This window comes from Pseudomonas sp. S30_BP2TU TE3576 (assembly GCF_050436025.1).
Classification (GTDB): domain Bacteria; phylum Pseudomonadota; class Gammaproteobacteria; order Pseudomonadales; family Pseudomonadaceae; genus Aquipseudomonas.
This window is the reverse complement of record NZ_JBNDLK010000001.1, coordinates 1142399-1165627: the sequence shown is the minus strand read 5'-3', so window position 1 is coordinate 1165627 and position 23229 is coordinate 1142399. Positions and strand designations below refer to the sequence as shown.

The 23229-nt window shown below is 59.4% G+C and carries 20 protein-coding genes; 13 read left to right on the top strand and 7 right to left on the bottom strand.

What is annotated here, in order from left to right; translation table 11 throughout:
- Positions 1–156 precede the first annotated feature (156 nt).
- Positions 157–336 carry a PA1571 family protein gene (locus ABIA48_RS05280; protein ID WP_007987263.1) on the bottom strand — a complete coding sequence of 60 codons (180 nt, stop codon included), beginning with the start codon at positions 334–336 and terminating at the stop codon, positions 157–159.
- A 251-nt stretch (positions 337–587) separates the two neighbouring features.
- On the opposite strand from ABIA48_RS05280, the gene ABIA48_RS05275 reads away from it, so the two are divergent.
- Positions 588–2363: an ABC transporter transmembrane domain-containing protein gene (locus tag ABIA48_RS05275; protein WP_429487310.1), complete on the top strand. Its 1776-nt coding sequence runs from the start codon at positions 588–590 to the stop codon at positions 2361–2363.
- Positions 2364–2431: 68 nt separating this feature from the next.
- Positions 2432–3466: a Fic family protein gene (locus ABIA48_RS05270; protein ID WP_429487309.1), complete on the top strand. Its 1035-nt coding sequence runs from the start codon at positions 2432–2434 to the stop codon at positions 3464–3466.
- A gap of 120 nt (positions 3467–3586) precedes the next feature.
- Here ABIA48_RS05270 and ABIA48_RS05265 read toward each other — a convergent pair whose 3' ends face one another.
- Positions 3587–5515: a transglycosylase SLT domain-containing protein gene (locus ABIA48_RS05265; protein ID WP_429487308.1), complete on the bottom strand. Its 1929-nt coding sequence runs from the start codon at positions 5513–5515 to the stop codon at positions 3587–3589.
- A 213-nt stretch (positions 5516–5728) separates the two neighbouring features.
- On the opposite strand from ABIA48_RS05265, the gene ABIA48_RS05260 reads away from it, so the two are divergent.
- The gene (locus ABIA48_RS05260) at positions 5729–7648 is read left to right on the top strand and encodes an ATP-binding cassette domain-containing protein (RefSeq protein WP_007986352.1); all 1920 of its coding nucleotides are present in this window, start codon (positions 5729–5731) and stop codon (positions 7646–7648) included.
- Positions 7649–7840: 192 nt separating this feature from the next.
- Here ABIA48_RS05260 and ABIA48_RS05255 read toward each other — a convergent pair whose 3' ends face one another.
- On the bottom strand, positions 7841–8281 hold the full coding sequence (locus tag ABIA48_RS05255; protein ID WP_008050059.1) for a universal stress protein: 441 nt from the start codon (positions 8279–8281) through the stop codon (positions 7841–7843).
- 104 nt (positions 8282–8385) lie between these two features.
- Between ABIA48_RS05255 and ABIA48_RS05250 the strand changes: the two genes are divergently transcribed.
- The 7 genes from ABIA48_RS05250 (at position 8386) to ABIA48_RS05220 (ending at position 17154) form a co-directional block, all read left to right on the top strand.
- Complete coding sequence (locus ABIA48_RS05250) at positions 8386–8823, top strand: hypothetical protein (RefSeq protein ID WP_429487307.1); 438 nt, start codon at positions 8386–8388, stop codon at positions 8821–8823.
- Positions 8824–9466: 643 nt separating this feature from the next.
- Complete coding sequence (gene fadB, locus ABIA48_RS05245) at positions 9467–11614, top strand: fatty acid oxidation complex subunit alpha FadB (protein ID WP_007986359.1); 2148 nt, start codon at positions 9467–9469, stop codon at positions 11612–11614.
- Positions 11615–11643: 29 nt separating this feature from the next.
- A complete protein-coding gene (fadA, locus tag ABIA48_RS05240; RefSeq protein WP_007986361.1) occupies positions 11644–12819 on the top strand; it encodes an acetyl-CoA C-acyltransferase FadA in 1176 nt (391 codons plus the stop codon).
- A gap of 99 nt (positions 12820–12918) precedes the next feature.
- Positions 12919–13155: a DUF1653 domain-containing protein gene (locus tag ABIA48_RS05235; RefSeq protein ID WP_007986363.1), complete on the top strand. Its 237-nt coding sequence runs from the start codon at positions 12919–12921 to the stop codon at positions 13153–13155.
- A gap of 114 nt (positions 13156–13269) precedes the next feature.
- Positions 13270–15897, top strand: a complete 2628-nt coding sequence (gene topA / locus ABIA48_RS05230) for a type I DNA topoisomerase (protein ID WP_429487306.1) — start codon at positions 13270–13272, stop codon at positions 15895–15897.
- Positions 15898–16301: 404 nt separating this feature from the next.
- The gene (locus ABIA48_RS05225) at positions 16302–16826 is read left to right on the top strand and encodes a DUF6586 family protein (protein WP_204931562.1); all 525 of its coding nucleotides are present in this window, start codon (positions 16302–16304) and stop codon (positions 16824–16826) included.
- A 94-nt stretch (positions 16827–16920) separates the two neighbouring features.
- On the top strand, positions 16921–17154 hold the full coding sequence (locus ABIA48_RS05220; protein ID WP_007991404.1) for a hypothetical protein: 234 nt from the start codon (positions 16921–16923) through the stop codon (positions 17152–17154).
- A gap of 93 nt (positions 17155–17247) precedes the next feature.
- Here ABIA48_RS05220 and sulA read toward each other — a convergent pair whose 3' ends face one another.
- Together sulA and lexA are read right to left on the bottom strand one after the other, a co-directional pair.
- Positions 17248–17724, bottom strand: a complete 477-nt coding sequence (gene sulA, locus ABIA48_RS05215) for an SOS-induced cell division inhibitor SulA (RefSeq protein WP_007991406.1) — start codon at positions 17722–17724, stop codon at positions 17248–17250.
- Between the two features lie 10 nt (positions 17725–17734).
- Complete coding sequence (lexA, locus tag ABIA48_RS05210) at positions 17735–18343, bottom strand: transcriptional repressor LexA (RefSeq protein ID WP_007974043.1); 609 nt, start codon at positions 18341–18343, stop codon at positions 17735–17737.
- A gap of 229 nt (positions 18344–18572) precedes the next feature.
- Here lexA and ABIA48_RS05205 point away from each other — a divergent pair, with 229 nt between their 5' ends.
- The 3 genes from ABIA48_RS05205 to ABIA48_RS05195 all read left to right on the top strand — a co-directional run bounded on the left by ABIA48_RS05205 (position 18573) and on the right by ABIA48_RS05195 (position 21199).
- Positions 18573–19280 (top strand): TetR/AcrR family transcriptional regulator, encoded by a 708-nt coding sequence (locus ABIA48_RS05205; RefSeq protein ID WP_007991408.1) that lies wholly within the window; start codon positions 18573–18575, stop codon positions 19278–19280.
- A 170-nt stretch (positions 19281–19450) separates the two neighbouring features.
- Positions 19451–20449 carry a beta-N-acetylhexosaminidase gene (nagZ, locus tag ABIA48_RS05200; RefSeq protein WP_429492796.1) on the top strand — a complete coding sequence of 333 codons (999 nt, stop codon included), beginning with the start codon at positions 19451–19453 and terminating at the stop codon, positions 20447–20449.
- 12 nt (positions 20450–20461) lie between these two features.
- On the top strand, positions 20462–21199 hold the full coding sequence (locus tag ABIA48_RS05195) for an S-methyl-5'-thioinosine phosphorylase (RefSeq protein WP_429487305.1): 738 nt from the start codon (positions 20462–20464) through the stop codon (positions 21197–21199).
- Between the two features lie 370 nt (positions 21200–21569).
- Here the strand turns inward: ABIA48_RS05195 and queD are convergent, their stop codons facing one another.
- On the bottom strand, positions 21570–21926 hold the full coding sequence (gene queD / locus ABIA48_RS05190) for a 6-carboxytetrahydropterin synthase QueD (protein WP_007991413.1): 357 nt from the start codon (positions 21924–21926) through the stop codon (positions 21570–21572).
- A 75-nt stretch (positions 21927–22001) separates the two neighbouring features.
- Positions 22002–23081 (bottom strand): patatin-like phospholipase family protein, encoded by a 1080-nt coding sequence (locus tag ABIA48_RS05185; RefSeq protein WP_429487304.1) that lies wholly within the window; start codon positions 23079–23081, stop codon positions 22002–22004.
- Positions 23082–23229: the final 148 nt, after the last annotated feature.

Sequence of the window (23229 nt, the reverse complement as noted above, 5' to 3'; positions counted from 1 at the left end):
CGTTCGCGAGCAAGCCCGCTCCCACACTGGATCTTCATGCACCACAAATCCCCTGTGGGAGCGGGCTTGCTCGCGAAGGGCGCCCCACAATGTCCGGACAGGCGCCCATAAAAAACCCGGCCAACAATGGGCCGGGTCAAGAAGACAGTGGCTACATCACTTTTGTTCGGCAGGTTTGACCAATCGCTTTTCCAGTTCGCTGCAAGCTTTCTGGATCATTTTTTCAGTGATCGGTACTTCGCGGCCCTGCTCGTCAATAATCGAGCAACCCAGAGACTGGTCTGGTTGCGTGCGGATCACTTGAATCTTGTCATCGCTGCTGTGTTGCAAGGACATGGCCTGTCTCCTCATCAGGTTGTGTGCTTACTGTAGAACCTCCAGGTGACCGGGCTATGACAACGTCCTGCGATCTTTCCGGGGGGACAGGACCAGTCCAGCAGAAATGCCTGCGCGTGGCTAGCCGAACTTTAGATCAATAGCGTCTAGCCTCCTGTCTTGGTGGACATAATTAACCTGACTCATTGTGATTTACACCGGGCTACCCCATTGAACGGTGTAGGCTGACCCTACTGACTGCTTTGTTCTGGATGATTGCGATGCTTTCTGCCCGTCACCGCCGTGCTGCTCGCCTGGCCAGTCGTTTCATCGCGCCGTATCGCTGGCAGGCCTTTGGCGCTTTGCTGGCGTTGATCGCCACCGCAGGCATCACCTTGTCCATGGGGCAGGGCATCCGCCTGCTGGTGGATCAGGGGTTCATGACCCAGTCACCGCATCTGCTCAATCAGTCCATCGCTCTGTTCATGATGCTGGTCATGGGGCTGGCCGTCGGTACGTTTGTGCGGTTTTATCTGGTGTCGTGGATCGGCGAACGCTGCGTCGCCGATATCCGGCGTCAGGTGTTCAATCATCTGATTTACCTGCACCCGGGGTTTTACGAAGACAATCGCAGTTCCGAAATCCAGTCCCGCCTGACCGCCGATACCACGCTGCTGCAATCGGTCATCGGCTCTTCGCTGTCGTTGTTCTTGCGCAATCTGTTGATGGTGATCGGCGGGATCGTCCTGTTGTTCATCACCAACCCCAAGCTCACCAGCATCGTGGTGGTTGCGTTGCCCCTGGTGATCGCGCCGATCCTGATCTTCGGACGCCGGGTGCGTAACCTCTCGCGCCTGAGCCAGGACCGGATTGCCGACATCGGCAGTTATGTGTCCGAAACCCTGGGGCAGATCAAGACCGTGCAGGCCTACAACCATCAGACCCAGGACGAGCGTCGGTTTGCCGTGACCGTGGAAGAGGCATTCAATACGGCGCGCAAACGCATCTTCCAGCGGGCGTGGCTGATTACCCTGGTGATCGTGTTGGTACTGGGCGCGGTCGGGGTGATGCTCTGGGTCGGCGGCATGGACGTCATGGCCGGGCGAATTTCCACAGGCGAGCTGGCGGCGTTCGTGTTCTATAGCCTGATCGTCGGCAGTGCATTCGGCACGTTGAGCGAAGTGATTGGCGAGTTGCAACGGGCAGCCGGCGCGGCCGAGCGGATTGCCGAGTTGTTGCGTTCGGAAAACATCATCCTGCCGCCGGTCGCAGGCGCGGTGACATTGCCGGAACGGGTCGACGGCCGCCTGCAACTGCAAAGTGTGCGTTTTTCCTACCCGTCGCGGCCGGAAAGTTATGCCGTCGACGGCTTGAATCTGACCGTCAATGCCGGTGAAACGTTGGCGCTGGTCGGGCCATCAGGGGCAGGGAAATCCACGGTGTATGACTTGCTGCTGCGTTTTTACGACCCGGCCGAGGGGCGCATCCTGCTCGATGGCGTGCCGTTGACTCAACTCGATCCACTGGACCTGCGCCGCTGCTTTGCCCTGGTGTCGCAAACCCCGGCGCTGTTTTTCGGCAGCATTGAAGAAAACATTCGCTACGGCAACCCGAAGGCGACACTGGCCGAGGTACAGGAAGCGGCAAAGATCGCTTACGCCCATGACTTTATCGAAGCCATGCCCAACGGTTACCAGACTCATCTGGGGGACGCCGGTCTCGGCTTGTCGGGCGGCCAGCGCCAACGCCTGGCCATCGCCCGCGCGTTGCTGGTGGACGCGCCGATCCTGCTTCTCGACGAGGCCACCAGCGCCCTCGACGCCCAGAGCGAACACCTGATCCAGCAGGCGCTGCCGAGCCTGATGAAAAACCGCACCACCCTGGTGATCGCCCATCGCCTGGCTACCGTGAAAAACGCCGACCGAATCGCTGTGATGGATCAGGGGAAACTGGTGGCGGTGGGCACACATCAGGAACTTATCGCCAGCAATGCGTTGTATGCGCGATTGGCGGCGTTGCAGTTCAGTGATGGGCATGAGTTCGCGTGAGTGGGAGCTGATGAATGTTGCCCGGTTCGGGCATTATGTCGACCTCTGCCATGAGCCCGGATGAGGATATGAGCCGTTATCAACCACCGTTGACCTTGACCACGAAAATGTTGTCGCTGATCGCCGAGATCAGCGAGCTGATCGGTCAGCTTACGGCGATGGACGGACGCCTGCAGACACCTCAGTTACGTCGTGGTAATCGGATTCGAACGATTCAGGCCTCCTTGGCCATCGAAAACAATACGCTGAGCGTCGAGCAGGTGACTGCCGTTCTGGCCGGGCAGCGTGTGCTGGGTTTGCCTCGGGAAATCCAGGAAGTGCGTAATGCGTTTGCTGCTTACGAAGCCATGCCGGATTGGCAGCCAAGCAATCGAGCCGATTTACTTCGCGCCCATGAATTGCTGATGGGCGGATTGATTGACGATTTCGGGCAGTTTCGTCGAGCCGGCGTGGGTATCTACCGTGGCGATACGTTGATCCATATGGCGCCACCGCCTAGTCGTGTCGTGCACTTGATTGACGACTTGTTGGCGTGGCTTGGCGCCTCTGATTGGCATCCGCTGATCACCAGCTGTGTCTTCCATTATGAATTCGAGTTCATCCATCCTTTTGCTGACGGCAATGGACGCATGGGACGCCTTTGGCAAACCCTGATACTCAGTCAATGGCGCCCGGTATTGTCTTATTTACCGGTTGAGGCGGTCATTCGGGATCAGCAGGATGCTTATTACGCGGCATTGTTGGCTGCCGATCAATCGGCCGAATCGACGCCTTTCGTAGAGTTCATGTTGCACGCTCTGAGCCTTGCACTTGAGGAAGCTGTCCTTGGCGAGCTAGAAACCGACCCAGTAACCGACCCAGTAACCGACCCAGTAGGGAAGTTGCTTTCTGCACTACATATCAATGGTCCGCGTAAAATCAGCGATTTGATGGCTGACATCGGATTGGTGCACAAGGCGACCTTCCGCGCTAACTATCTCAAGCCTGCATTAGCGGCCGAATGGGTAGAAATGACCAATCCCGAATCGCCAAATAGTCCGGCACAAAAGTATCGCCTGACCCCGCGCGGTAATCAGGTCGTCGCACGGCTCAAGTCGGCGTAGAAATCCTGAGCAATAAAAAAAACTGCGACACTCTTTGTAGCAGCTGCCGAGCCTCGCGGGCTCGGCAGCTGCTACAGATCGCATTACCGCTTAACCGGCTGGCATTAGCCGCGGCTCCTCTTATTGATCGTCGAAAAACCGCTCATGCCAATCCACGATCGGTTGTGGCGAATTGAGCTTCTGGCCGTAGATTACCGAGTACGACAACACGTTTTGCACGTACTGGCGGGTTTCGTCGAACGGAATGCTTTCCACCCACACGTCGAAACTCAGGTGGTCGGCACCGCGCAGCCATTGGCGGACGCGACCCGGGCCGGCGTTGTAGGCGGCGGAGGCGAGGACGCGGTTGCCGTTGAACTGGCTGTGCACCTGGCTCAGGTAAGCGGCGCCGAGCTGGATGTTCTTCTCCGGATCGAACAGTTGCTGTGGCGAGCTATAGGGAATGCTGAACTTGCGTGCGGTTTCCTTGGCGGTGGCGGGCATCAGTTGCATCAGGCCCGAGGCGCCGACACCGGAGCGGGCGTCGTCCATGAACGCACTTTCCTGGCGGGTGATGGCAAACGCCCAGCTCGGATGCAGGCCGCGGCTCTTCGCTTCACGCACCAGAGTATTGCGGTGAGCCATCGGGAAGCGGATGTCCAGGTCATCCCAATACTGCGCCTGACTGATGGTGCGGATCGCCGGGAAGTACCATTTCAGGTCGTAGGCCAGTTTGGCCTGGGCGACCATTTCATCGCGGCTGAAGTGACGGCTGACGTAGTACCACTCGCGGCGGCCATCGACGATCTGCCCGCGGGCATGCAGCTCCAGGGCACGGCGCACGCCGGGCGTATTGCGCACCTTGTTGATGGTGGCCTGGCTGAGTACCAGCGGCTTATTGAGCAAAGAGTAGGGCGACTGCGAGCGATCGGCGGCGAGGAAGCCATAGAAGTCGCGTTCGCGGGCCAGGCTTTTATACAGCGTCTGCGCTTCCGGGTTCTGCGGTTGCGCCAGTTCCAGGCTGCGGGCCTGCCAGTAGCGCCAGCGGTTGGTGGTGGCCAGGTCCTGGGGCAGGCGGCGGGTCAACTGATAGGCATCATCCCAGCGCGCCAGGCGCAGGAGCAGGCGCAAGCGCCATTCGGAAACCGTGTTATCGCGCAGCTCGGGGTCGTATTTGGTCATGACATCCAGTGCGCGACTGTCGAAACGTCGTGCGAGGGTCAGGCCGATTTCCCGGGCGATCGCCACTTTTTCATCCCGGGAGAAGTGCATGCTGTTGGCATAGCCATCGAGCAGGTCCATGGCCTTGTCCGGGTCCTGGCGAGCCAGGCGGCGCAGGCCGAGGCTGACCACGTCAGACATGGCTTCATCGGCCGGAGTGAAGCGTGCCGGCTGGTTGAGCAGTTCCGGTTTCTGCGCGACGTCCACCAGCAAACGACCGCGAGGGGCGAGGGTGGTCATGCTGTTGACCAGGCTGTTGGCCAGCGGGTAATTGCGCGCCTGGGCAGCGAGTTTGGCGCGCTCCCAGCGTCTTTGCTCGGTCAACTGGCCTTCGGCCGCCCACATGCCGAACAGGGTGTCACAGGCATCGGGTTGGGATTTGCCGGTCAGCCAGAGTTTTTCCGCGTTAGCATTACCTTCGGCCTTGAGGTTGTGGCTGAGCTGGTACTGCGCATTCAGGCAGTCCAGTTCGGTGAAGTTCATTTTCGGGTCGTAATACTTGACGAAAGTCGCCCAGTCACCCCGATCCGCCAGCCAGCGCAACCAGCGCAGCTTCATCCAGTTGGCCTGGGGCAGGTCGCCGTGTTCGGCGAGGAATTTCTCGATTTCGGCGTTGCTCGCGGTTTTCAGGCGCGCGGTCAGTTCGTCGTAGGCCAGGTACGGTTCCAGCGGATAATCGGCGAGGGCCTGGCTGTAACGGAAATACGGGCCGGTATCACCCTTGGCCAGGGCGCGTTTGGCTTCATCGTAATATTGGCGTTGGGTGGACAGGTCCACCGCCTGGGCGGATTGAAACGCTGCGGCTGAAAGTAAAAAGCAGGACAAAAGATTGAAAAGGCGACTGCGCATGAGACGTCCAGGCAGAGAAAACATGACAAGTGCGGGTCAGGCCCGCACTGAATTGTCTGTAGCTTAGCCTTTTGCCAGCAGCCGGCGAAAGCTTTGCGGGTCTTCCCGCATCAGTTCGCAACATTTGTCGTTCAGAGTGCTACGAGAGTGAAATTGCCGGCCTTCTGAAGCCTCAAGTCAGGTAGAATGCGCGCCCGGTTTTTGGAGAAGCTCATGACCCTGCTCAAATTCAGCGATGTGTCCCTTGCTTTCGGCGCTATGCCGTTGTTGGACAAGGTGTCCTGGCAGATCGCCCGTGGTGAGCGGGTGTGCATCATCGGCCGCAACGGCACTGGCAAGTCCAGCATGATGAAGCTCGTCAAGGGCGACCAGAAGCCCGATGACGGCTCCGTTTGGCGCGCACCCGGTCTCAAGATCGGCGAATTACCGCAAGAATTGCCGGTAGCCGACGAGCGGACAGTGTTCGACGTGGTGGCCGAAGGCCTGGACGGCGTCGGTGCGCTGCTCGCCGAATATCACCACCTGAGCCAGAACATCGTCACCGATGCCGATCTGGACAAACTGATGCACGTTCAGCACGACCTCGAAGCCCGTGATGGCTGGCGCTTGCAGACGCTGGTCGACAGCACCCTGAGCCGCCTGCAATTGCCGGCCGACAAGACCCTCGCCGAGTTGTCCGGCGGCTGGCGTCGTCGCGTCCTGCTGGCCCAGGCCCTGGTGTCCGAGCCGGACCTGCTGCTGCTCGACGAACCGACCAACCACCTGGACATCGGTGCCATCGCCTGGCTTGAAGAGGCGCTGAAGGATTTCCAGGGCGCCGTGCTGTTCATCACGCACGACCGTTCTTTCCTGCAGAACCTGGCAACCCGCATCCTCGAACTGGATCGCGGCGGCCTGATCGACTGGAACGGCGACTACGCCAGTTTCCTGGTACACAAGGAAGCCGCGCTGGCGGCCGAAGAAACCGCCAACGCGCTGTTCGACAAGCGTCTGGCCCAGGAAGAAGTGTGGATTCGTCAGGGCATCAAGGCCCGTCGTACCCGTAACGAAGGCCGCGTACGTGCGCTCAAAGCCTTGCGCGTCGAGCGCAGCGAGCGTCGTGAGCGTACCGGTAAGGCCAACATCCAGCTGGAAACCGCCGACAAGTCCGGCAAACAGGTAATGGTCCTCGATAACGTGAGCTTTGCTCACCCGGACGGTCCGTTCCTGATCAAGGACTTCTCCATGGTGCTGCAGCGCGGCGACCGTATCGGTCTGCTCGGCGCCAACGGTACCGGCAAGACCACGCTGCTGAAGCTGATGCTCAGCGGGCTGCAACCGACCAGCGGCAAAGTGGAAGAGGGCACCAGGATCGATGTTGCCTACTTCGACCAGTTGCGCCATCAGCTGGATCTGGAAAAAACCGTGATCGACAACGTCGCCGAAGGCCGCGACTTCATCGATATCGACGGCCAGAGCCGCCACGTGCTGAGCTACCTCGGCGACTTCCTGTTCAGCCCGCAGCGTGCCCGCACGCCGGTCAAGGCGCTGTCCGGTGGTGAGCGCGCCCGTCTGCTGCTGGCCAAGCTGTTCAGCAAGCCGGCGAACCTGCTGGTGCTCGACGAACCGACCAACGACCTCGACGTCGAAACCCTGGAATTGCTCGAAGAGGTCTTGCTGACCTTCAACGGCACCGTGCTGATGGTCAGCCACGACCGGGCATTCCTCGATAACGTGGTTACCAGCACCCTGGTCTTCGAAGGTGAAGGCAAGGTTCGCGAATACGTCGGCGGCTATCAGGACTGGCTGCGTCAGGGCGGCTCGCCGCGCCTGCTGGGCGTGACCGAGAGCAAGTCCGGCAAGGCCGACCTCAACTCCGCTGTGGTGAAGGCCGAGCCTGCGCCAGTTGCGGCAGCCGTCGAAGCGCCAGTGGCGAAGAAAAAGCTCAGCTATAAGTTGCAGCGCGAGCTGGAAGCGTTGCCGGGCCAGATCGAAGCCATGGAGCAGCAGATTGTCGCTGTTGAAGCGCAGATGGCTGATGCGGGTTTCTACCAGCGTCCTGCGGCTGAAACCGCTGCCGTGATCGCTCAGCTGGAACAATTGCAGGCTGAACTCGACGTCATGGTCGAACGTTGGGCCGAACTGGATGCCTGATTGATCCTGCAATAAAAAAGCCCGGCGTTCAGTGATGAGCGCCGGGCTTTTCATATGCAATGCAATCTGCGGGTTGTTGCAGATCCATTGTGGGAGCGGGCTTGCTCGCGAAAGCGGTTCAACATTCAACGAATATGTCGACTGTCACACCTCATTCGCGAGCAAGCCCGCTCCCACAGGGAAAGTGTAGCGTCAGGATTTGTTTTGCAGGCGCACCGCCAGCACATCGCAAGGCGCGCCATGCAGTACATCGTTGGCGGTGGAACCCAGCAGCAGTGCCAGGCCATGTCGGCCATGGCTGCCCACCACGATCAGATCGCATTGCTGTTCCTTGGCGAAGTGATGGATTTCCTGGCGTGGCTGGCCGTAGGTGAGGTGGCAATTGGAGCCCTCAAGCTCTGAGTATTTGTGCTTCAGGCGTTCAAGGCGTTCCTTGGCCTGATCGAACTGCTGCTGTTGCAGTTGTGACAGGTCCATTGGCACGTCGCCACCGAAGGCCATCGCCATTGGCTCGACAATGTGCACCAGCGACAGTTTCGCGCCGTTGCTCACCGACAGTTCGCGAGCGCGGTGGATGACAGGGTCGCACTCTTCGGTCAGATCTACAGCGACCAGAATATGGTTGTAGGGCATGAGGTGCTCCTCCTGAGGATTGCAATATTGGTAAGTATGGCTGGTTTCAAGCGCACCGGTTCAAAAGTGACTGAACGCGCCCATCAAGAATCGGGAGTACAGATATGACGGTCTGGATAGTGGTGTCAATCCTGCTGGTGGTGCTCAGCCCGCTGGCATGGTTGCGCCCTTCGCGTGCCCAGAGTGGGCGCATAGCCCTGCGGATGGAGGCCCGACGCATCGGCCTGTCCATGCAGCTGGCGCCTCAGGAGTGGCCGCATTGGCTAAGCCAGGAGCCGCCGAGCCCCTGCGCCCAGTACCATCGCCCGCGACGTGGCAGTCAGCCTGCGTGCTGGTGTTACTGGCAAAAATCACCGGGTGTCTGGGTGAATCAATGGCAGGAAGTCTGTGAGGATCGGGCGCTGCTCAATCATTTCGAAAAATTGCCGGGCAATGTCTACAAGGTCGAAGCCGACAAGCAAATGATTGCCTTGTATTGGGGCGAGAAGGGCGAGGCCGAGGTGTTGCAACAGATCGACGCCACCCTCAAAGCCCTCGCCTGAAACGGATCTGTAGCAGCTGCCGAGCCTGCGAGGCTGCGTCCGGCGACGAAGTCGTCGTAAACCCTGAGCGCACGATCAGCCTGATGTACCACGGTGCCTGATTTACGACTGCTTCGCAGCCGAACGCAGCCTCGCAGGCTCGGCGGCTGCTACAGAAGGCAATAAAAAGCCCGACAAAATCATCGGGCGGGTTGGCCAGGCAGGCCGGTAAATCGGTGTTGGCTGATCTTGCGCTGGGCATTCGCCGAAGCGTTCAACTTTTCCCCTGGTCCCGCCAGCGTAGCCTGTTAATCACGGGCTGCAGCGAATTAGGGCGACTTTTCTAACAATTGATCCTATGAATGACCTCGCATGCTTAAGCGTGTTGAAGGTCTTCGCAGTACGGAAATGACCGGAAAGTCGCGTTTCAACCCGTGTTTCGGGCGATTGACAATTGTCGGAAATTCCGTGAAGGTGACGTACCCAAATCAAACGGGCGTATGAATTGAGCGTTTGTATTTCAGACCGCTCCTACAGAATCCCGACTATCGCGTTGGCGGGTGTGTCGGGTGAATCGGCGTAGCATCGACGTTTAACGTCCTGCCAAGCCATTCGCCTGCGTCCGGCGTGTACTGTTCAGCTTCCATATCGTGGAGATCAGTTGATGATTTACGAAGGTAAAGCCATCACGGTTAAGGCTCTTGAAAGTGGCATCGTCGAACTGAAGTTCGACCTCAAGGGTGAGTCCGTCAACAAGTTCAACCGTCTAACCCTGAACGAACTGCGTCAGGCCGTAGACACCATCAAGGCAGATGCTTCGATCAAGGGCGTGATCGTCAGCAGTGGCAAGGACGTGTTTATCGTCGGCGCCGACATCACTGAATTTGTCGACAACTTCAAGCTGCCGGATGCAGAACTTGTTGCTGGCAACCTCGAAGCCAACAAGATTTTCAGCGATTTCGAAGACCTCAACGTCCCGACTGTAGCCGCGATCAACGGCATTGCATTGGGTGGCGGTCTGGAAATGTGCCTGGCCGCGGACTACCGCGTCATGTCGACCAAGGCCAAGATCGGTCTGCCGGAAGTCAAGCTGGGCATCTACCCGGGCTTCGGCGGTACTGTTCGTCTGCCGCGCCTGATCGGCGCAGACAACGCCATCGAGTGGATTGCCGCCGGCAAGGAAAACCGTCCTGAAGACGCGCTGAAAGTCGGTGCTGTCGACGCAGTGGTTGCTCCAGAGAAGCTGCAAGAGGCCGCGCTGGAACTGATCAAGCGCGCCATCTCTGGCGAGTTCGACTACAAGGCCAAGCGCCAGCCGAAGCTGGAAAAGCTGAAGCTGAACGCCATCGAACAAATGATGGCTTTCGAAACCGCCAAAGGTTTCGTGGCAGGCCAGGCCGGCCCGAACTACCCGGCGCCGGTTGAAGCGATCAAGACCATCCAGAAAGCTGCGAACTTCGGTCGAGACAAGGCGCTGGAAATTGAGGCCGCAGGTTTCGTCAAGCTGGCCAAGACTTCGGCCGCACAGAGCCTGGTCGGTCTGTTCCTGAACGATCAGGAACTGAAGAAAAAGGCCAAGGCCTACGATGAAATCGCCAAGGACGTGAAGCAGGCCGCCGTGCTCGGCGCCGGTATCATGGGCGGCGGTATCGCCTATCAGTCGGCTTCCAAAGGCACGCCGATCCTGATGAAGGACATCAACGAGCACGGCATCGAGCAGGGTCTTGCCGAAGCCGCCAAACTGCTGGTTGGCCGCGTCGATAAAGGCCGCATGACCGCTGCGAAAATGGCAGAAGTGCTCAATGGCATTCGTCCGACCTTGTCCTACGGTGATTTCGGTCACGTGGACCTGGTGGTGGAAGCAGTCGTCGAGAACCCCAAGGTCAAGCAAGCCGTACTGGCTGAAGTTGAAGACCAGGTCAAAGAGGACACCATCCTCGCGTCCAACACCTCGACCATTTCCATCACCTTGCTGGCCAAGGCCCTCAAGCGTCCGGAAAACTTCGTCGGCATGCACTTCTTCAACCCGGTGCACATGATGCCGCTGGTTGAAGTGATTCGTGGCGAGAAGTCCAGCGAACTGGCCGTAGCGACCACCGTTGCCTACGCCAAGAAAATGGGCAAGAACCCGATCGTCGTCAACGACTGCCCGGGCTTCCTGGTCAACCGTGTCCTGTTCCCGTACTTCGGCGGTTTCGCCAAGCTGGTCAGCGCCGGTGTGGACTTCGTTCGTATCGACAAGATCATGGAAAAATTCGGCTGGCCAATGGGCCCGGCCTACCTGATGGACGTGGTCGGCATCGACACTGGTCACCACGGCCGTGACGTGATGGCTGAAGGCTTCCCGGACCGCATGAAAGACGACCGTCGTTCGGCCGTTGACGTGCTCTACGAAGCCAAGCGCCTGGGCCAGAAGAACGGCAAGGGCTTCTACGCCTACGAGACCGACAAAAAGGGCAAGCAGAAGAAAGTCGCCGACCCGTCGGTACTGGAAGTGCTCAAGCCAATCGTCTTTGAACAGCGCGAAGTCACTGACGAAGACATCATCAACTGGATGATGATCCCGCTGTGCCTGGAAACCGTGCGTTGCCTGGAAGACGGCATCGTCGAAACCGCTGCCGAAGCCGACATGGGTCTGGTCTACGGTATTGGTTTCCCTCCATTCCGTGGCGGTGCGCTGCGCTACATCGATTCGATCGGTGTGGCAGAGTTCGTTGCCCTGGCTGACCAGTACGCTGATTTGGGCGCGCTGTACCACCCGACCGCGAAGCTGCGCGAAATGGCCAAGAACGGCCAGAGCTTCTTCGGTTAAGCGCCCCCAACTAGAGTGAGAGTGAACTTATGAGCTTGAATCCTAGAGACGTCGTGATTGTCGACTTCGGTCGTACTCCGATGGGCCGCTCCAAGGGCGGCATGCACCGCAACACCCGCGCCGAAGACATGTCGGCGCACCTGATCAGCAAATTGCTGGAACGCAACGTCAAGGTCGACCCGAACGAAGTCGAGGACGTGATCTGGGGCTGTGTGAACCAGACCCTGGAGCAGGGCTGGAACATCGCGCGCATGGCGTCGCTGATGACCCAGATCCCGCACACTTCGGCCGGCCAGACCGTCAGCCGCCTGTGTGGCTCGTCCATGAGCGCTCTGCACACTGCTGCGCAAGCGATCATGACCGGCAACGGTGACGTCTTCGTCGTCGGTGGCGTCGAGCACATGGGGCACGTGAGCATGATGCACGGTGTCGATCCGAACCCGCACATGTCGCTGTACGCGGCCAAGGCCTCGGGTATGATGGGCCTGACCGCGGAAATGCTGGGCAAAATGCACGGCATTACCCGCGAGCAGCAGGATGCTTTCGGCGTGCGCTCCCACCAACTCGCCCACAAGGCGACCGTGGAAGGCAAGTTCAAAGACGAAATCATCCCGATGCAGGGTTACGACGAGAACGGTTTCCTGAAAACCTTCGACTACGACGAAACCATTCGTCCGGAAACCACCCTGGAAAGCCTGGCGGCTCTGAAGCCGGCGTTCAATCCGAAGGGGGGCACCGTGACCGCCGGTACTTCGTCGCAGATCACCGATGGTGCTTCGTGCATGATCGTGATGTCGGCACAGCGCGCACAGGACCTGGGCATCCAGCCTATGGCGGTGATTCGCTCGATGGCAGTGGCAGGTGTGGATCCGGCAATCATGGGCTATGGTCCAGTACCGGCCACACAAAAAGCACTGAAGCGCGCGGGTCTGGGCATCTCCGACATCGACTTCTTCGAGCTCAACGAAGCTTTCGCCGCACAGGCCCTGCCAGTGCTGAAAGATCTGAAAGTGCTCGACAAGATGAACGAGAAGGTTAACCTGCACGGCGGCGCGATCGCCCTGGGCCACCCGTTCGGTTGCTCCGGTGCGCGAATCTCCGGCACTTTGCTCAATGTGATGAAGCAGAATGGCGGCACCTTCGGGGTAGCCACCATGTGCATTGGTCTCGGCCAAGGCATCTCCACCGTCTTCGAACGCGTTTAAGCGTCTCGTTGATGGAAGCCGGGGCCAAGTGCCCCGGTTTTTGTTTTTCCGGATTTATTTTTGTTTTTATTTTGAAAAAATTTGAGTGAGGGCCAAAGCATGCCGATACAACCAGGGCTCTACCAACATTACAAAGGTCCGCAGTACCGCGTATTCAGTGTTGCGCGGCATTCGGAAACCGAAGAAGAAGTGGTCTTCTACCAAGCCCTGTATGGCGATTACGGCTTTTGGGTGCGTCCCTTGAGCATGTTCCTGGAGTCCGTCGAGGTTGACGGCGAACAGGTGCCACGCTTTGCTTTGGTGCAGGCCGAAGAAAGCCTTTTTACCAAGCCATAAGCTGAGTGCGCGCAAAACCCTGCGCTTGACCTCACCTTGTTGCCACTATATATAGCGGTGCCGCGTCAGGCGCCAATCGCCTTTCACTTCTCGAATTCAGGAATTTTCTGATCCATGGGCAAATCGCTGGTCATTGTGGAATCCCCGGCTAAGGCCAAGACCATCAACAAGTATTTGGGCAACGAATACGTGGTGAAGTCGAGTATCGGCCATATCCGAGACCTGCCCACCAGCGGTTCGGCTAGCGCCAGCAAAGAGCCAGCCGCCAAGCGCGGCAAGGCTGCTGCGGGTGAAGCGCCGGCACTGTCGCCGAAAGAAAAAGCGCGCAAGCAGCTGGTCACACGCATGGGTGTCGATCCGGACCATGGCTGGAAAGCCAAGTACGAGATCCTCCCGGGCAAGGAAAAAGTCATCGAGGAGCTGCGCCGGCTCGCCAAGGATGCTGACACCATCTATCTCGCAACCGACTTGGATCGCGAGGGGGAAGCCATTGCCTGGCACCTGCGCGAAGCCATCGGTGGTGACGACAGCCGCTACAAGCGTGTGGTGTTCAACGAAATCACCAAGAAGGCGATCCAGGAAGCCTTCTCCCAGCCAGGCGAGCTGGATATCGACCGCGTCAACGCCCAGCAGGCGCGTCGCTTCCTCGACCGCGTTGTGGGCTACATGGTTTCGCCACTGCTGTGGGCCAAGATCGCTCGTGGCCTGTCCGCCGGTCGCGTGCAGTCGGTTGCGGTGAAGCTGGTGGTTGAGCGCGAGCGTGAAATCCGCGCATTCATCCCTGAAGAATACTGGGAGGTTCATGCCGACCTCGGCACCGCCAAGGGCGCGACCGTGCGTTTCGACGTCGCTCGCGAGAAGGGCGAAGCCTTCAAGCCGCTCAACGAAGCCCAGGCCATGGCCGCGCTGGAGAAGCTCAAGTCTTCCAGCTACAGCATCGTCAAGCGCGAAGACAAGCCGACCAGCAGCAAGCCGTCGGCACCGTTCATCACCTCCACCCTGCAACAGGCTGCCAGTAACCGCCTGGGCTTCGGTGTGAAGAAAACCATGATGATGGCCCAGCGTTTGTACGAAGCCGGCTACATCACCTACATGCGTACCGACTCGACCAACCTCTCGGTTGATGCCGTGGCGATGGCGCGTACTTATATTGAAGGCGAGTTCGGCAAGAAGTACCTGCCGGAAACCCCTAATGTCTACAGTAGCAAGGAAGGTGCACAAGAGGCTCACGAAGCGATTCGTCCCTCCGACGCCAACACCGAGCCAAGCAAGCTGTCGGGCATGGAGCGGGACGCTGAGCGCCTCTACGAGCTGATCTGGCGCCAGTTCCTCGCTTGCCAGATGCTGCCGGCGCAATACCTGTCGACCACAGTCACCGTCGGTGCCGGGGACTTCGAGCTGCGTGCCAAGGGCCGCATCCTGAAGTTCGACGGTTACACCCGCGTCATGCCGCAAATCGCCAAGCCGGGCGACGACGACGTATTGCCGGACATGGCCCAGGGTGACGCGATGAAGCTGATCAAGCTTGATCCGACCCAGCACTTCACCAAGCCGCCGGCGCGTTACTCGGAAGCCAGCCTGGTCAAGGAAATGGAAAAGCGCGGCATCGGTCGTCCTTCGACCTACGCGGCGATCATTTCGACCATCCAGGATCGCGGCTACGTTGCGCTGCACAACCGTCGTTTCTACTCGGAAAAGATGGGTGACATCGTCACCGAGCGTCTGGCCGAGAGCTTCTCGAACCTGATGGACTACGGCTTCACTGCCGGCATGGAAGAGCATCTCGATGACGTGGCCCAGGGCGAACGCGACTGGAAAAACGTGCTCGACGAGTTCTACGGCGACTTCAAGAAGAAGCTCGAAATTGCCGAGAGCCCGGACAGCGGCATGCGCGCCAACCAACCGGTGATGACGGATATTCCGTGCACGACCTGCGGTCGTCCGATGCAGATTCGTACTGCGTCGACCGGCGTGTTCCTCGGTTGCTCGGGCTACAGCCTGCCGCCGAAGGAACGTTGCAAGGCCACCGTCAACCTGGTGCCGGGCGATGAAATTGCCGCGGACGACGAGGGTGAGTCGGAGTCGCTGGTACTGCGTGGCAAGCATCGCTGCCCGATCTGCAGCACGGCGATGGATGCCTATCTGCTCGATGAGAAGCGCAAGTTGCACATCTGCGGTAACAACCCGGATTGCGATGGTTACGAAATCGAAGAGGGCACCTATCGCATCAAGGGCTATGAAGGTCCGAGCCTGGAGTGTGACAAGTGTGGCAGCGAGATGCAGCTCAAGACTGGCCGTTTCGGCAAGTTCTTCGGTTGCACCAATGCGACCTGCAAGAACACCCGCAAACTGCTGAAAAGTGGTGATGCGGCGCCGCCGAAGATGGATCCGGTGAAAATGCCGGAGCTGAAGTGCGAAAAGGTCAACGACACCTACATTCTGCGCGACGGTGCTTCCGGCCTGTTCCTGGCGGCCAGTCAGTTCCCGAAAAACCGCGAGACTCGTGCTCCGCTGGTGATCGAAATCATTCCGCACAAGGATGAGATCGATCCGAAGTATCACTTCCTCTGCGAAGCGCCGAAAAAAGATCCGGATGGCCTCCCGGCTGTGATTCGTTACAGTCGCAAGACCAAGGAGCAGTACGTGCAGACCGAGGTTGATGGCAAGCCGACTGGCTGGAAAGCGTACTACGACGGCGGTAAGTGGACGGTCGAAGACAAGCGGCCAGCTGCCAAGGCTTAAGCGCAGGCTGACAGTGGGCCGACTCCGTCGGCCAGCGGGAGCAAGCTCCCTTGCCACATAAAAAGGCCGCATGAGAACCCTCGGGTTTTCATGCGGCTTTTTTTGTGCAAAAAAAGGGGCTGCGGTAATGCCAGTCAGATACCCTTTGTAGCAGCTGCCGAGCCCGCGAGGCTGCGTTCGGCTGCGAAGCAGTCGTGAGTCCAGCTGACGCGGTCTGCCTGACGTACCGCAATGACTGATTTTACGACTGCTTCGCAGCCGAACGCAGCCTCGCGGGCTCGGCAGCTGCTACAGATCGCGTTACCGCTTAACTGACTGGCATTAGGGGCTTGCGGTCGGATCGGCTGATCCACGACACTGTCCAACCTGCATGAAGCAATTATTTCGTTGTGGAGGCTGCCGTCATGGCCCACGAACTTTATACCCGCACCAATCAGAAGATTTATTTCGCCGGCTTGTCGCTGGAAGCACTGGCTCGCACTGAAGAGGGTCGGGCGATGAATTCGCTGGCGCTGATCCAGGCTGGACGCGAATCCGCGCTGTTTCACCTGTACGGTGCTCTGTTGGGTCTGTGTCACGAAATCGCCGGTTTCTATCGCTTGCCTCAAGCCAATGCGCCCCGTGCGGAGTTGTTGCTGACTCGTGAGGTACTGGAAACCATCGCTATTCCGGAAATGGCTGAGTTGGTTGAGTTGGCCAATAACCCGGAAACCTGGCTGGCCAAGCTGTTGGCTGCTTATGCTGCGCTGTTTCAGCCGCCACGGGCGCCGCACAAGCCGAAGGGGGATGTGACCCAGCCACTGATTCAGGCTGTAAATCTGGATGAGGAGGACGCGCCGGAGGAGTTGAGCCGGGAGGAACTGGAGAGTTGGCGTCAGAACCTGAAAGGATTGGCGATCCGCTTTCGCGAAGGCCTGAACGAGTGCTGACAGAAACAGTTTTGGGATGACATCTGGTCAAGATCCCAAGCGAAGCCGGCGCGATGCCTATATAATCCCCGCCTTTCGTGGAGAACAGTCCTTTATGCCAACGTCCTTTCTAGAAATTGTCGAGTTACCAGACGGCCGTATCGAGCTGCGCAGGGCCGAGGACGAGGGTTCTCTGGTTACTTTGGATTTCTCCGAGGACGCCAAGGCATTCCTGCAAGGGCAGCACGTGGAAGTCGCCAAGGCGATGTTGAGCGTGGGTGTTCAGATGGCGGGTCGCCTGGTTGAAGGCGAGTTCGACAAGGATGAGGGGCCACGGGTTCTTCATTGATCCCCGTTTGTCGTTTTTCTTGATATCGCGACTCATCGGCTTCTCTGTCCCTGGAGAAGCCTCACGCGGTGAGACACGCGTTTTGTCTTTCAGTTAACCCAGTCGAATGTTCAGGCTCTGAGCGTCTCCGGTGCGGGCGGCGCTGATCAGTTGTTGTCGCGATTGCGGGCTCAGTGGGTTGATCCAACTGACTACCGTGTGGCTGCGACCCAGGCGCAGAGCTTCGCAGGTCAGTTGTTGGGCGCTCTGGGTACCCCGCGGTTGCAGCAATAGAATGCGTTCACGGTTGAGGCCGGCATCTCGCAACCAGGCTTGGGTCAGGCTGGCGGGTGGCGCGATCAGTGTCAGCCAGCGTGCGTCCTGGTCCTGGCTCAATTCCCGAAGGATCGGTGCCAGAAGGCTCAGGCAGTTCCCGGCTGCACCACGCAGTGACAGCTCGCTGAAAACGTCAGGCTCGGCGCTCCAGGGGGACTCGACTACGTCTTTCAGGATCGGCGCCAATGGCTGTGCCATGAACGCTTCGAACAACGGCAGTTGGGTTTGCTGTGGTGATGTCTGTGGGAACTGCATGATGCCTCCTTTAGCGGCGAATGACGCCGACACTCAAGCCTTCGATCACCAGTTCCTGATCTTGAAGGTTCACTTCAATAGGGGCGAATTCGGGGTTCTCGGCAATCAGCCAGACTTTGCTGCCGTCGCGCTTGAAACGCTTGACGGTCACTTCGTCGCCGATTCGCGCAACCACGATCTGGCCGTTACGGGCTTCACGGGTGGTGTGGACGGCCAACAGGTCGCCGTCGAAAATGCCGACATCCTTCATGCTCATCCCGTGGACGCGCAGCAGGTAGTCGGCGCGCGGATGGAAGAAGGCAGGATTGATGTTGCAGGACTCTTCGATGTGTTGCTGCGCAAGAATCGGGGCGCCGGCTGCAACCCGGCCAATGATCGGCAGGGTGGAATCGTCGGCCTTGGCTTCGAAGCCGGGGATGCGAATGCCACGGGAGGCGCCAGGCGTCATCTCGATTGCGCCTTTGCGGGCCAGTGCCTTGAGGTGTTCTTCCGCCGCATTGGGTGACTTGAAGCCCAGTTCCTGAGCGATTTCCGCACGGGTGGGTGGATATCCGTTGTCTTCCAGGCAGCGTTTGATGAAAGCCAGAATCTCTGCTTGTCGTGGCGTCAGCTTTAGCATTTTGATCGCTCTGTTTTTTTATACAGTGACTGGGATTATATACAGTGAGACGGTCTTGGCAATGCTCCATTTTTCAGTGTCCGCCGGACGGTCAATCAGTCAGTGGATTGAAGCTTCACCGTTGTGTGGTTAAATATCTGACCGACCATTCCCGAAACGAACTGCCAGGCTTGACAAGGCGCAGGCTGAAACGTATGTTTCAAACAAGTGTTTGTCAGGCGGAGTAGCCATGGCCCAGTCGGAAACCGTTGAACGCATTCTTGATGCTGCCGAGCAGTTGTTCGCGGAAAAAGGTTTCGCCGAAACCTCGTTGCGTCTGATCACCAGCAAGGCGGGTGTCAACCTGGCGGCGGTGAACTATCACTTCGGTTCGAAGAAGGCGTTGATTCAAGCGGTTTTCTCGCGGTTCCTCGGGCCGTTCTGCATCAGTCTCGATAAAGAGCTGGAGCGGCGCCAGGCCAAGCCCGATATCAAGCCTACTCTTGAAGAGTTGCTGGAAATCCTTGTCGAGCAGGCACTGGTGGTGCAGCCGCGCAGCGGCAACGATCTGTCTATTTTCATGCGTTTGCTGGGACTGGCGTTCAGTCAGAGCCAGGGGCACTTGCGTCGCTATCTGGAAGACATGTACGGCAAGGTGTTCCGCCGCTACATGATGCTGGTCAATGAGGCGGCGCCGCGCATTCCGCCCATCGAACTGTTCTGGCGCGTGCACTTCATGCTGGGTGCTGCGGCGTTCAGCATGTCCGGTATCAAGGCCTTGCGTGCGATTGCTGAAACCGACTTCGGCGTGAACACCTCCATCGAGCAAGTCATGCGCCTGATGGTGCCATTCCTCGCTGCTGGCATGCGTGCCGAGACTGGCGTGACTGATGCGGCCATGGCCACTGCCCAGTTGCGTCCGCGTAGCAAGTCGACCCCGGTTGCCGCCAAGGTATAACCGCACATGGGTGGGCGCGGCAGCTGACATCCGCTAAGCTAGCCGCCCATGCCGACTCTCGTTCTGAACCCGTTTCCCATTGATATCGCCAAACTGCCGGGCCTTGCCCTTGGCGGCGTATTCGTGCAGGGCGGGTTTTCTGTTATCAAGGAATATCTATGACTGCTGGCTTGCAAGGCTCGTTGATGGTGGACGTCGCCGGTACCTGGCTGACGGCTGAAGATCGCCAATTGTTGCGCCAACCCGAAGTGGGCGGCCTGATCATCTTTGCCCGCAACATCGAGCATCCACGCCAGGTGCGTGAATTGAGTGCGGCAATCCGCGCCATCCGTCCCGATTTGTTGTTGGCTGTGGATCAGGAGGGCGGCCGTGTGCAGCGCCTTCGTCAGGGTTTCGTGCGCTTGCCTGCCATGCGCGCCATTGCCGACAACCCGAACGCCGAATACCTGGCAGAGCAATGCGGCTGGATCATGGCGACCGAAGTTCTGGCCGTTGGCCTGGACCTGAGTTTCGCCCCGGTGCTCGACCTCGACTACCAACGCAGCGCTGTGGTGGGTACCCGTTCGTTCGAGGGTGACCCGGAGCGTGCCGCCCGATTGGCCGGTGCATTCATCCGCGGGATGAACAGTGCAGGCATGGCGGCCACCGGCAAGCACTTCCCGGGTCATGGCTGGGCCGAAGCGGATTCCCACGTCGCGATCCCGAATGATGAGCGCAGTCTCGATGAGATTCGCGCCAACGACCTGGTGCCGTTTGCCAGGTTGAGCAAGCAACTCGCCGCGGTCATGCCGGCCCATGTGATCTATCCACAAGTCGATACCCAGCCGGCCGGTTTTTCCCGTCGCTGGTTGCAGGATATTTTGCGTGGCGAACTGCAATTCGACGGGGTGATTTTCAGCGATGACCTGTCCATGGCCGGCGCTCACGTGGTCGGCGATGCCGCGAGTCGAATAGAAGCGGCGCTGACTGCCGGTTGCGACATGGGGCTTGTTTGCAACGACCGTGCGGCTGCCGAACTTGCCCTGAGCGCGACCCAGCGTCTGAAGGTCAAGCCATCCGGGCGGATCGCGCGGATGCGCGGTCAGTCGTTTGCCAATACCGAATACCGTCAGGACCCGCGCTGGCTCACCGCTGTCGGCGCGCTCAAAGAAGCTCAATTGATTGATTAAGGACTGTTCGTTATGACGGTTTACGCGATTATCGGTGGCACTGGCCTGACTCAGCTCGAAGGTTTGAGCATTCGTCAGTCACTGGCAGTGGACACGCCTTATGGCACACCTTCGGCCGAAGTTCAGATCGGCGAGTATGCCGGCAAGGAAGTGCTTTTCCTCGCGCGTCACGGTCATCCGCATCGTTTTCCGCCGCATCAGGTCAACTACCGCGCCAACCTCTGGGCACTGAAGCAGGCCGGTGCCGAAGCCATCCTGGCGGTCAACGCCGTGGGCGGCATCCATGCTGCCATGGGGACCGGGCATTTCTGCGTGCCGCATCAGTTGATCGACTACACCAGTGGTCGTGAGCACACCTACTTTGCCGATGACCTGGAACACGTCACCCATATCGACTTCAGCTACCCCTACAGCGAACCCTTGCGTCAGCAACTGATCGCGGCGCTGGCGGCAGAGGGTGTGGGCTACAGCAGTCATGGTGTGTATGCGTGCACTCAAGGACCGCGCCTGGAGACAGTGGCTGAAATCGCTCGACTGGAGCGCGACGGCTGCGACATTGTTGGAATGACCGGCATGCCGGAAGCGGCCCTGGCTCGCGAACTGGAGCTGGATTACGCCTGTCTGGCGCTGGTGGTGAACCCGGCGGCGGGCAAGTCGACGGCGGTAATCACTATGGCCGAGATAGAGCAGGCATTGCATGACGGGATGGGCAAGGTGAAGTCAACGCTGGCGCGGGTGCTCAAGGGCTGAGTCAGCCTTGGCACCGGGTTGCTCCTTTTACGGGCAAGTCGGGTCGCCGCACGAACGGCGAACCCCAGGGCGTCAGCGCCATCGGGTCGATCAGCGTCAGGCTGCGCAGCAGTCGCAACATCAGAGTTCGCGGTACGTCAGAGAGATCATGCAAGCCGGATTTACGACTGCTGCGCAGCCGGACGCAGGCTACGCCAGCTGCTACGAGGAAGGCGTAGCGGGTTCGCCTAACTGAACGACTGACGAAACGCATTCCGACGTGGGAGCGGGCTTGCTCGCGAAGGCAGCCTGACATTCAACATTGATGGTGACTGGCGCGGCCCTTTCGCGAGCAAGCCCGCTCCCACAGGGGAGCCGTGTTGCCTGAAGATTACTCGCCGCGATAGATGCAACCGCTGGTGCAGGTTTCATGGATGCGAATCGCACTGAGCTCCGGCAACAACGGCTTCATCTCATTCCAGATAAACTTGGCCAACACTTCACTGGTCGGATTCTCCAACCCGGGAATGTCATTCAAATAGTTATGGTCGAGGCGCTCGTACAGCGGCTTGAAGATCGCCTTGATTTCCGAGAAGTCGCGGATCCAGCCGGTGTGCGGGTCGAGGTCGCCGCTCAGGTGGATTGCCACTTTGAACGAGTGACCGTGCAGGCGCCCGCACTTGTGGCCTTCCGGGACGTGGGGCAGGCGGTGGGCGGATTCGAAAGTAAATTCCTTGAAGATTTCCACAGTGATTTCAGCTCTGTTCAGGTGGCGTTCGCCGCAGCGATTCGGGCAGGTGGCGAGTTTAACAGTTTGTCCTGACTAAAGGGTCAGCAAGCGCTCGCCGAGACGACCGTTGGCGGCCAGTTCGAGGAATTCGTCGCCCAGGCGGCGACTCTCATCCATCGTCGTGCGCCAGTATTTCTGCCGGCTCGGGGCGTCGCCCATGAAGCGCTTGAAGTCGTTACGGTCCGGCAGTTTGCCGTAGGGCAGGCGCGCCAGGTATTCCTTCGACGGTGCCAGCAGCAGCACATTTTGCAAGCGTGTCGGGCAGGCGCGGCGCCACGGTAGGGTCTTGTCGAACCAGCCAGGAATCACCCGGTCGGTGAAATGCGGGTAGAGCACGATGTCGCTGCCGCTGTAAGGCAGGTCCAGGTGATAGTCCAGCAGACCGCCGTCGCGATAGATACCGGCGCCGGCACCCGGCAGGTCGCGCACGCCCTCCATCACCATCGGAATCGAACCCGAAGCCAGCAAGGCCTGGCGCAAATTGTCGGAACTGAGGGCGACGAAGCGCGACGGAAAGTCATTCAAGGCGTCGACCGGCGGCGCCAGGCGCGGGTCGTGGATGATCAGGCGTTCGAAGTGCCGTGCCAGCCGCGCCCGGCCGCGCAGATTGTCGGCGATGACTGATGACAGCCCCAGCCCCAGGCGACCGCGATGATCGTCGGCCAGCAGACCGTGGCTTTTGACCACCATGATGTTCAGGCGGTAATCGCTGTTGCCGAGGATCGAGGCATCGCGACCGTCAAGCAGGTCGTTGAGCATGCGCTGTGAGCTCTGGCTGATCTGCGCCATGGTCACGCCCTTGGCAAAGTTCTGCTCGGTGTACAGCTGCCCGAGACGCCGGATGCCCTCGGCGGCGTCTGGCAGGCAGGCGCTGGCGAAGCGCCAGGAACCCACCGATGCGCCAATCAGCGAGCGTTCCCGCGGTGCCGCCGGCAGCCACTCGCCGAACAGCGCCAGGTCCAGCCCCTGAATCCCCAATGCCTTCGGGCCGCCAGCTGCGCCGGGCAGGGTGCCGACATCGGCGGCGTTCAAGCCGCTCTCACGGATGCGCGCAAAAGCACGCGGGCCGGCCTTGAGGGTCAGGGAAGGGAACTTGATGTGAATGGCGGTCATACCGGTCTCGATGTGTGGCAAGCGCAAGGATTATACGCACCCCCTGTGGGAGCGGGCTTGCTCGCGAAAGCGGTGTGTCATTGAGCATTGAACTGGCTGACATGACGCCTTCGCGAGCAAGCCCGCTCCCACAGGGGATTGCGCTGTC

Coding starts and splice junctions, on each gene's coding strand:
- ABIA48_RS05250 (WP_429487307.1), top strand. CDS start 8,386: ATGACGGTCTGGATAGTGGTGTCAATCCTGCTGGTGGTGCTCAGCCCG.
- ABIA48_RS05185 (WP_429487304.1), bottom strand. CDS start 23,081: ATGACCGCCATTCACATCAAGTTCCCTTCCCTGACCCTCAAGGCCGGC.
- ABIA48_RS05255 (WP_008050059.1), bottom strand. CDS start 8,281: ATGCCCTACAACCATATTCTGGTCGCTGTAGATCTGACCGAAGAGTGC.
- ABIA48_RS05195 (WP_429487305.1), top strand. CDS start 20,462: ATGACGGTTTACGCGATTATCGGTGGCACTGGCCTGACTCAGCTCGAA.
- ABIA48_RS05280 (WP_007987263.1), bottom strand. CDS start 336: ATGTCCTTGCAACACAGCAGCGATGACAAGATTCAAGTGATCCGCACG.
- topA (WP_429487306.1), top strand. CDS start 13,270: ATGGGCAAATCGCTGGTCATTGTGGAATCCCCGGCTAAGGCCAAGACC.
- ABIA48_RS05235 (WP_007986363.1), top strand. CDS start 12,919: ATGCCGATACAACCAGGGCTCTACCAACATTACAAAGGTCCGCAGTAC.
- ABIA48_RS05205 (WP_007991408.1), top strand. CDS start 18,573: ATGGCCCAGTCGGAAACCGTTGAACGCATTCTTGATGCTGCCGAGCAG.
- ABIA48_RS05265 (WP_429487308.1), bottom strand. CDS start 5,515: ATGCGCAGTCGCCTTTTCAATCTTTTGTCCTGCTTTTTACTTTCAGCC.
- fadB (WP_007986359.1), top strand. CDS start 9,467: ATGATTTACGAAGGTAAAGCCATCACGGTTAAGGCTCTTGAAAGTGGC.
- ABIA48_RS05260 (WP_007986352.1), top strand. CDS start 5,729: ATGACCCTGCTCAAATTCAGCGATGTGTCCCTTGCTTTCGGCGCTATG.
- ABIA48_RS05220 (WP_007991404.1), top strand. CDS start 16,921: ATGCCAACGTCCTTTCTAGAAATTGTCGAGTTACCAGACGGCCGTATC.
- lexA (WP_007974043.1), bottom strand. CDS start 18,343: ATGCTAAAGCTGACGCCACGACAAGCAGAGATTCTGGCTTTCATCAAA.
- ABIA48_RS05275 (WP_429487310.1), top strand. CDS start 588: ATGATTGCGATGCTTTCTGCCCGTCACCGCCGTGCTGCTCGCCTGGCC.
- sulA (WP_007991406.1), bottom strand. CDS start 17,724: ATGCAGTTCCCACAGACATCACCACAGCAAACCCAACTGCCGTTGTTC.
- fadA (WP_007986361.1), top strand. CDS start 11,644: ATGAGCTTGAATCCTAGAGACGTCGTGATTGTCGACTTCGGTCGTACT.
- ABIA48_RS05270 (WP_429487309.1), top strand. CDS start 2,432: ATGAGCCGTTATCAACCACCGTTGACCTTGACCACGAAAATGTTGTCG.
- ABIA48_RS05225 (WP_204931562.1), top strand. CDS start 16,302: ATGGCCCACGAACTTTATACCCGCACCAATCAGAAGATTTATTTCGCC.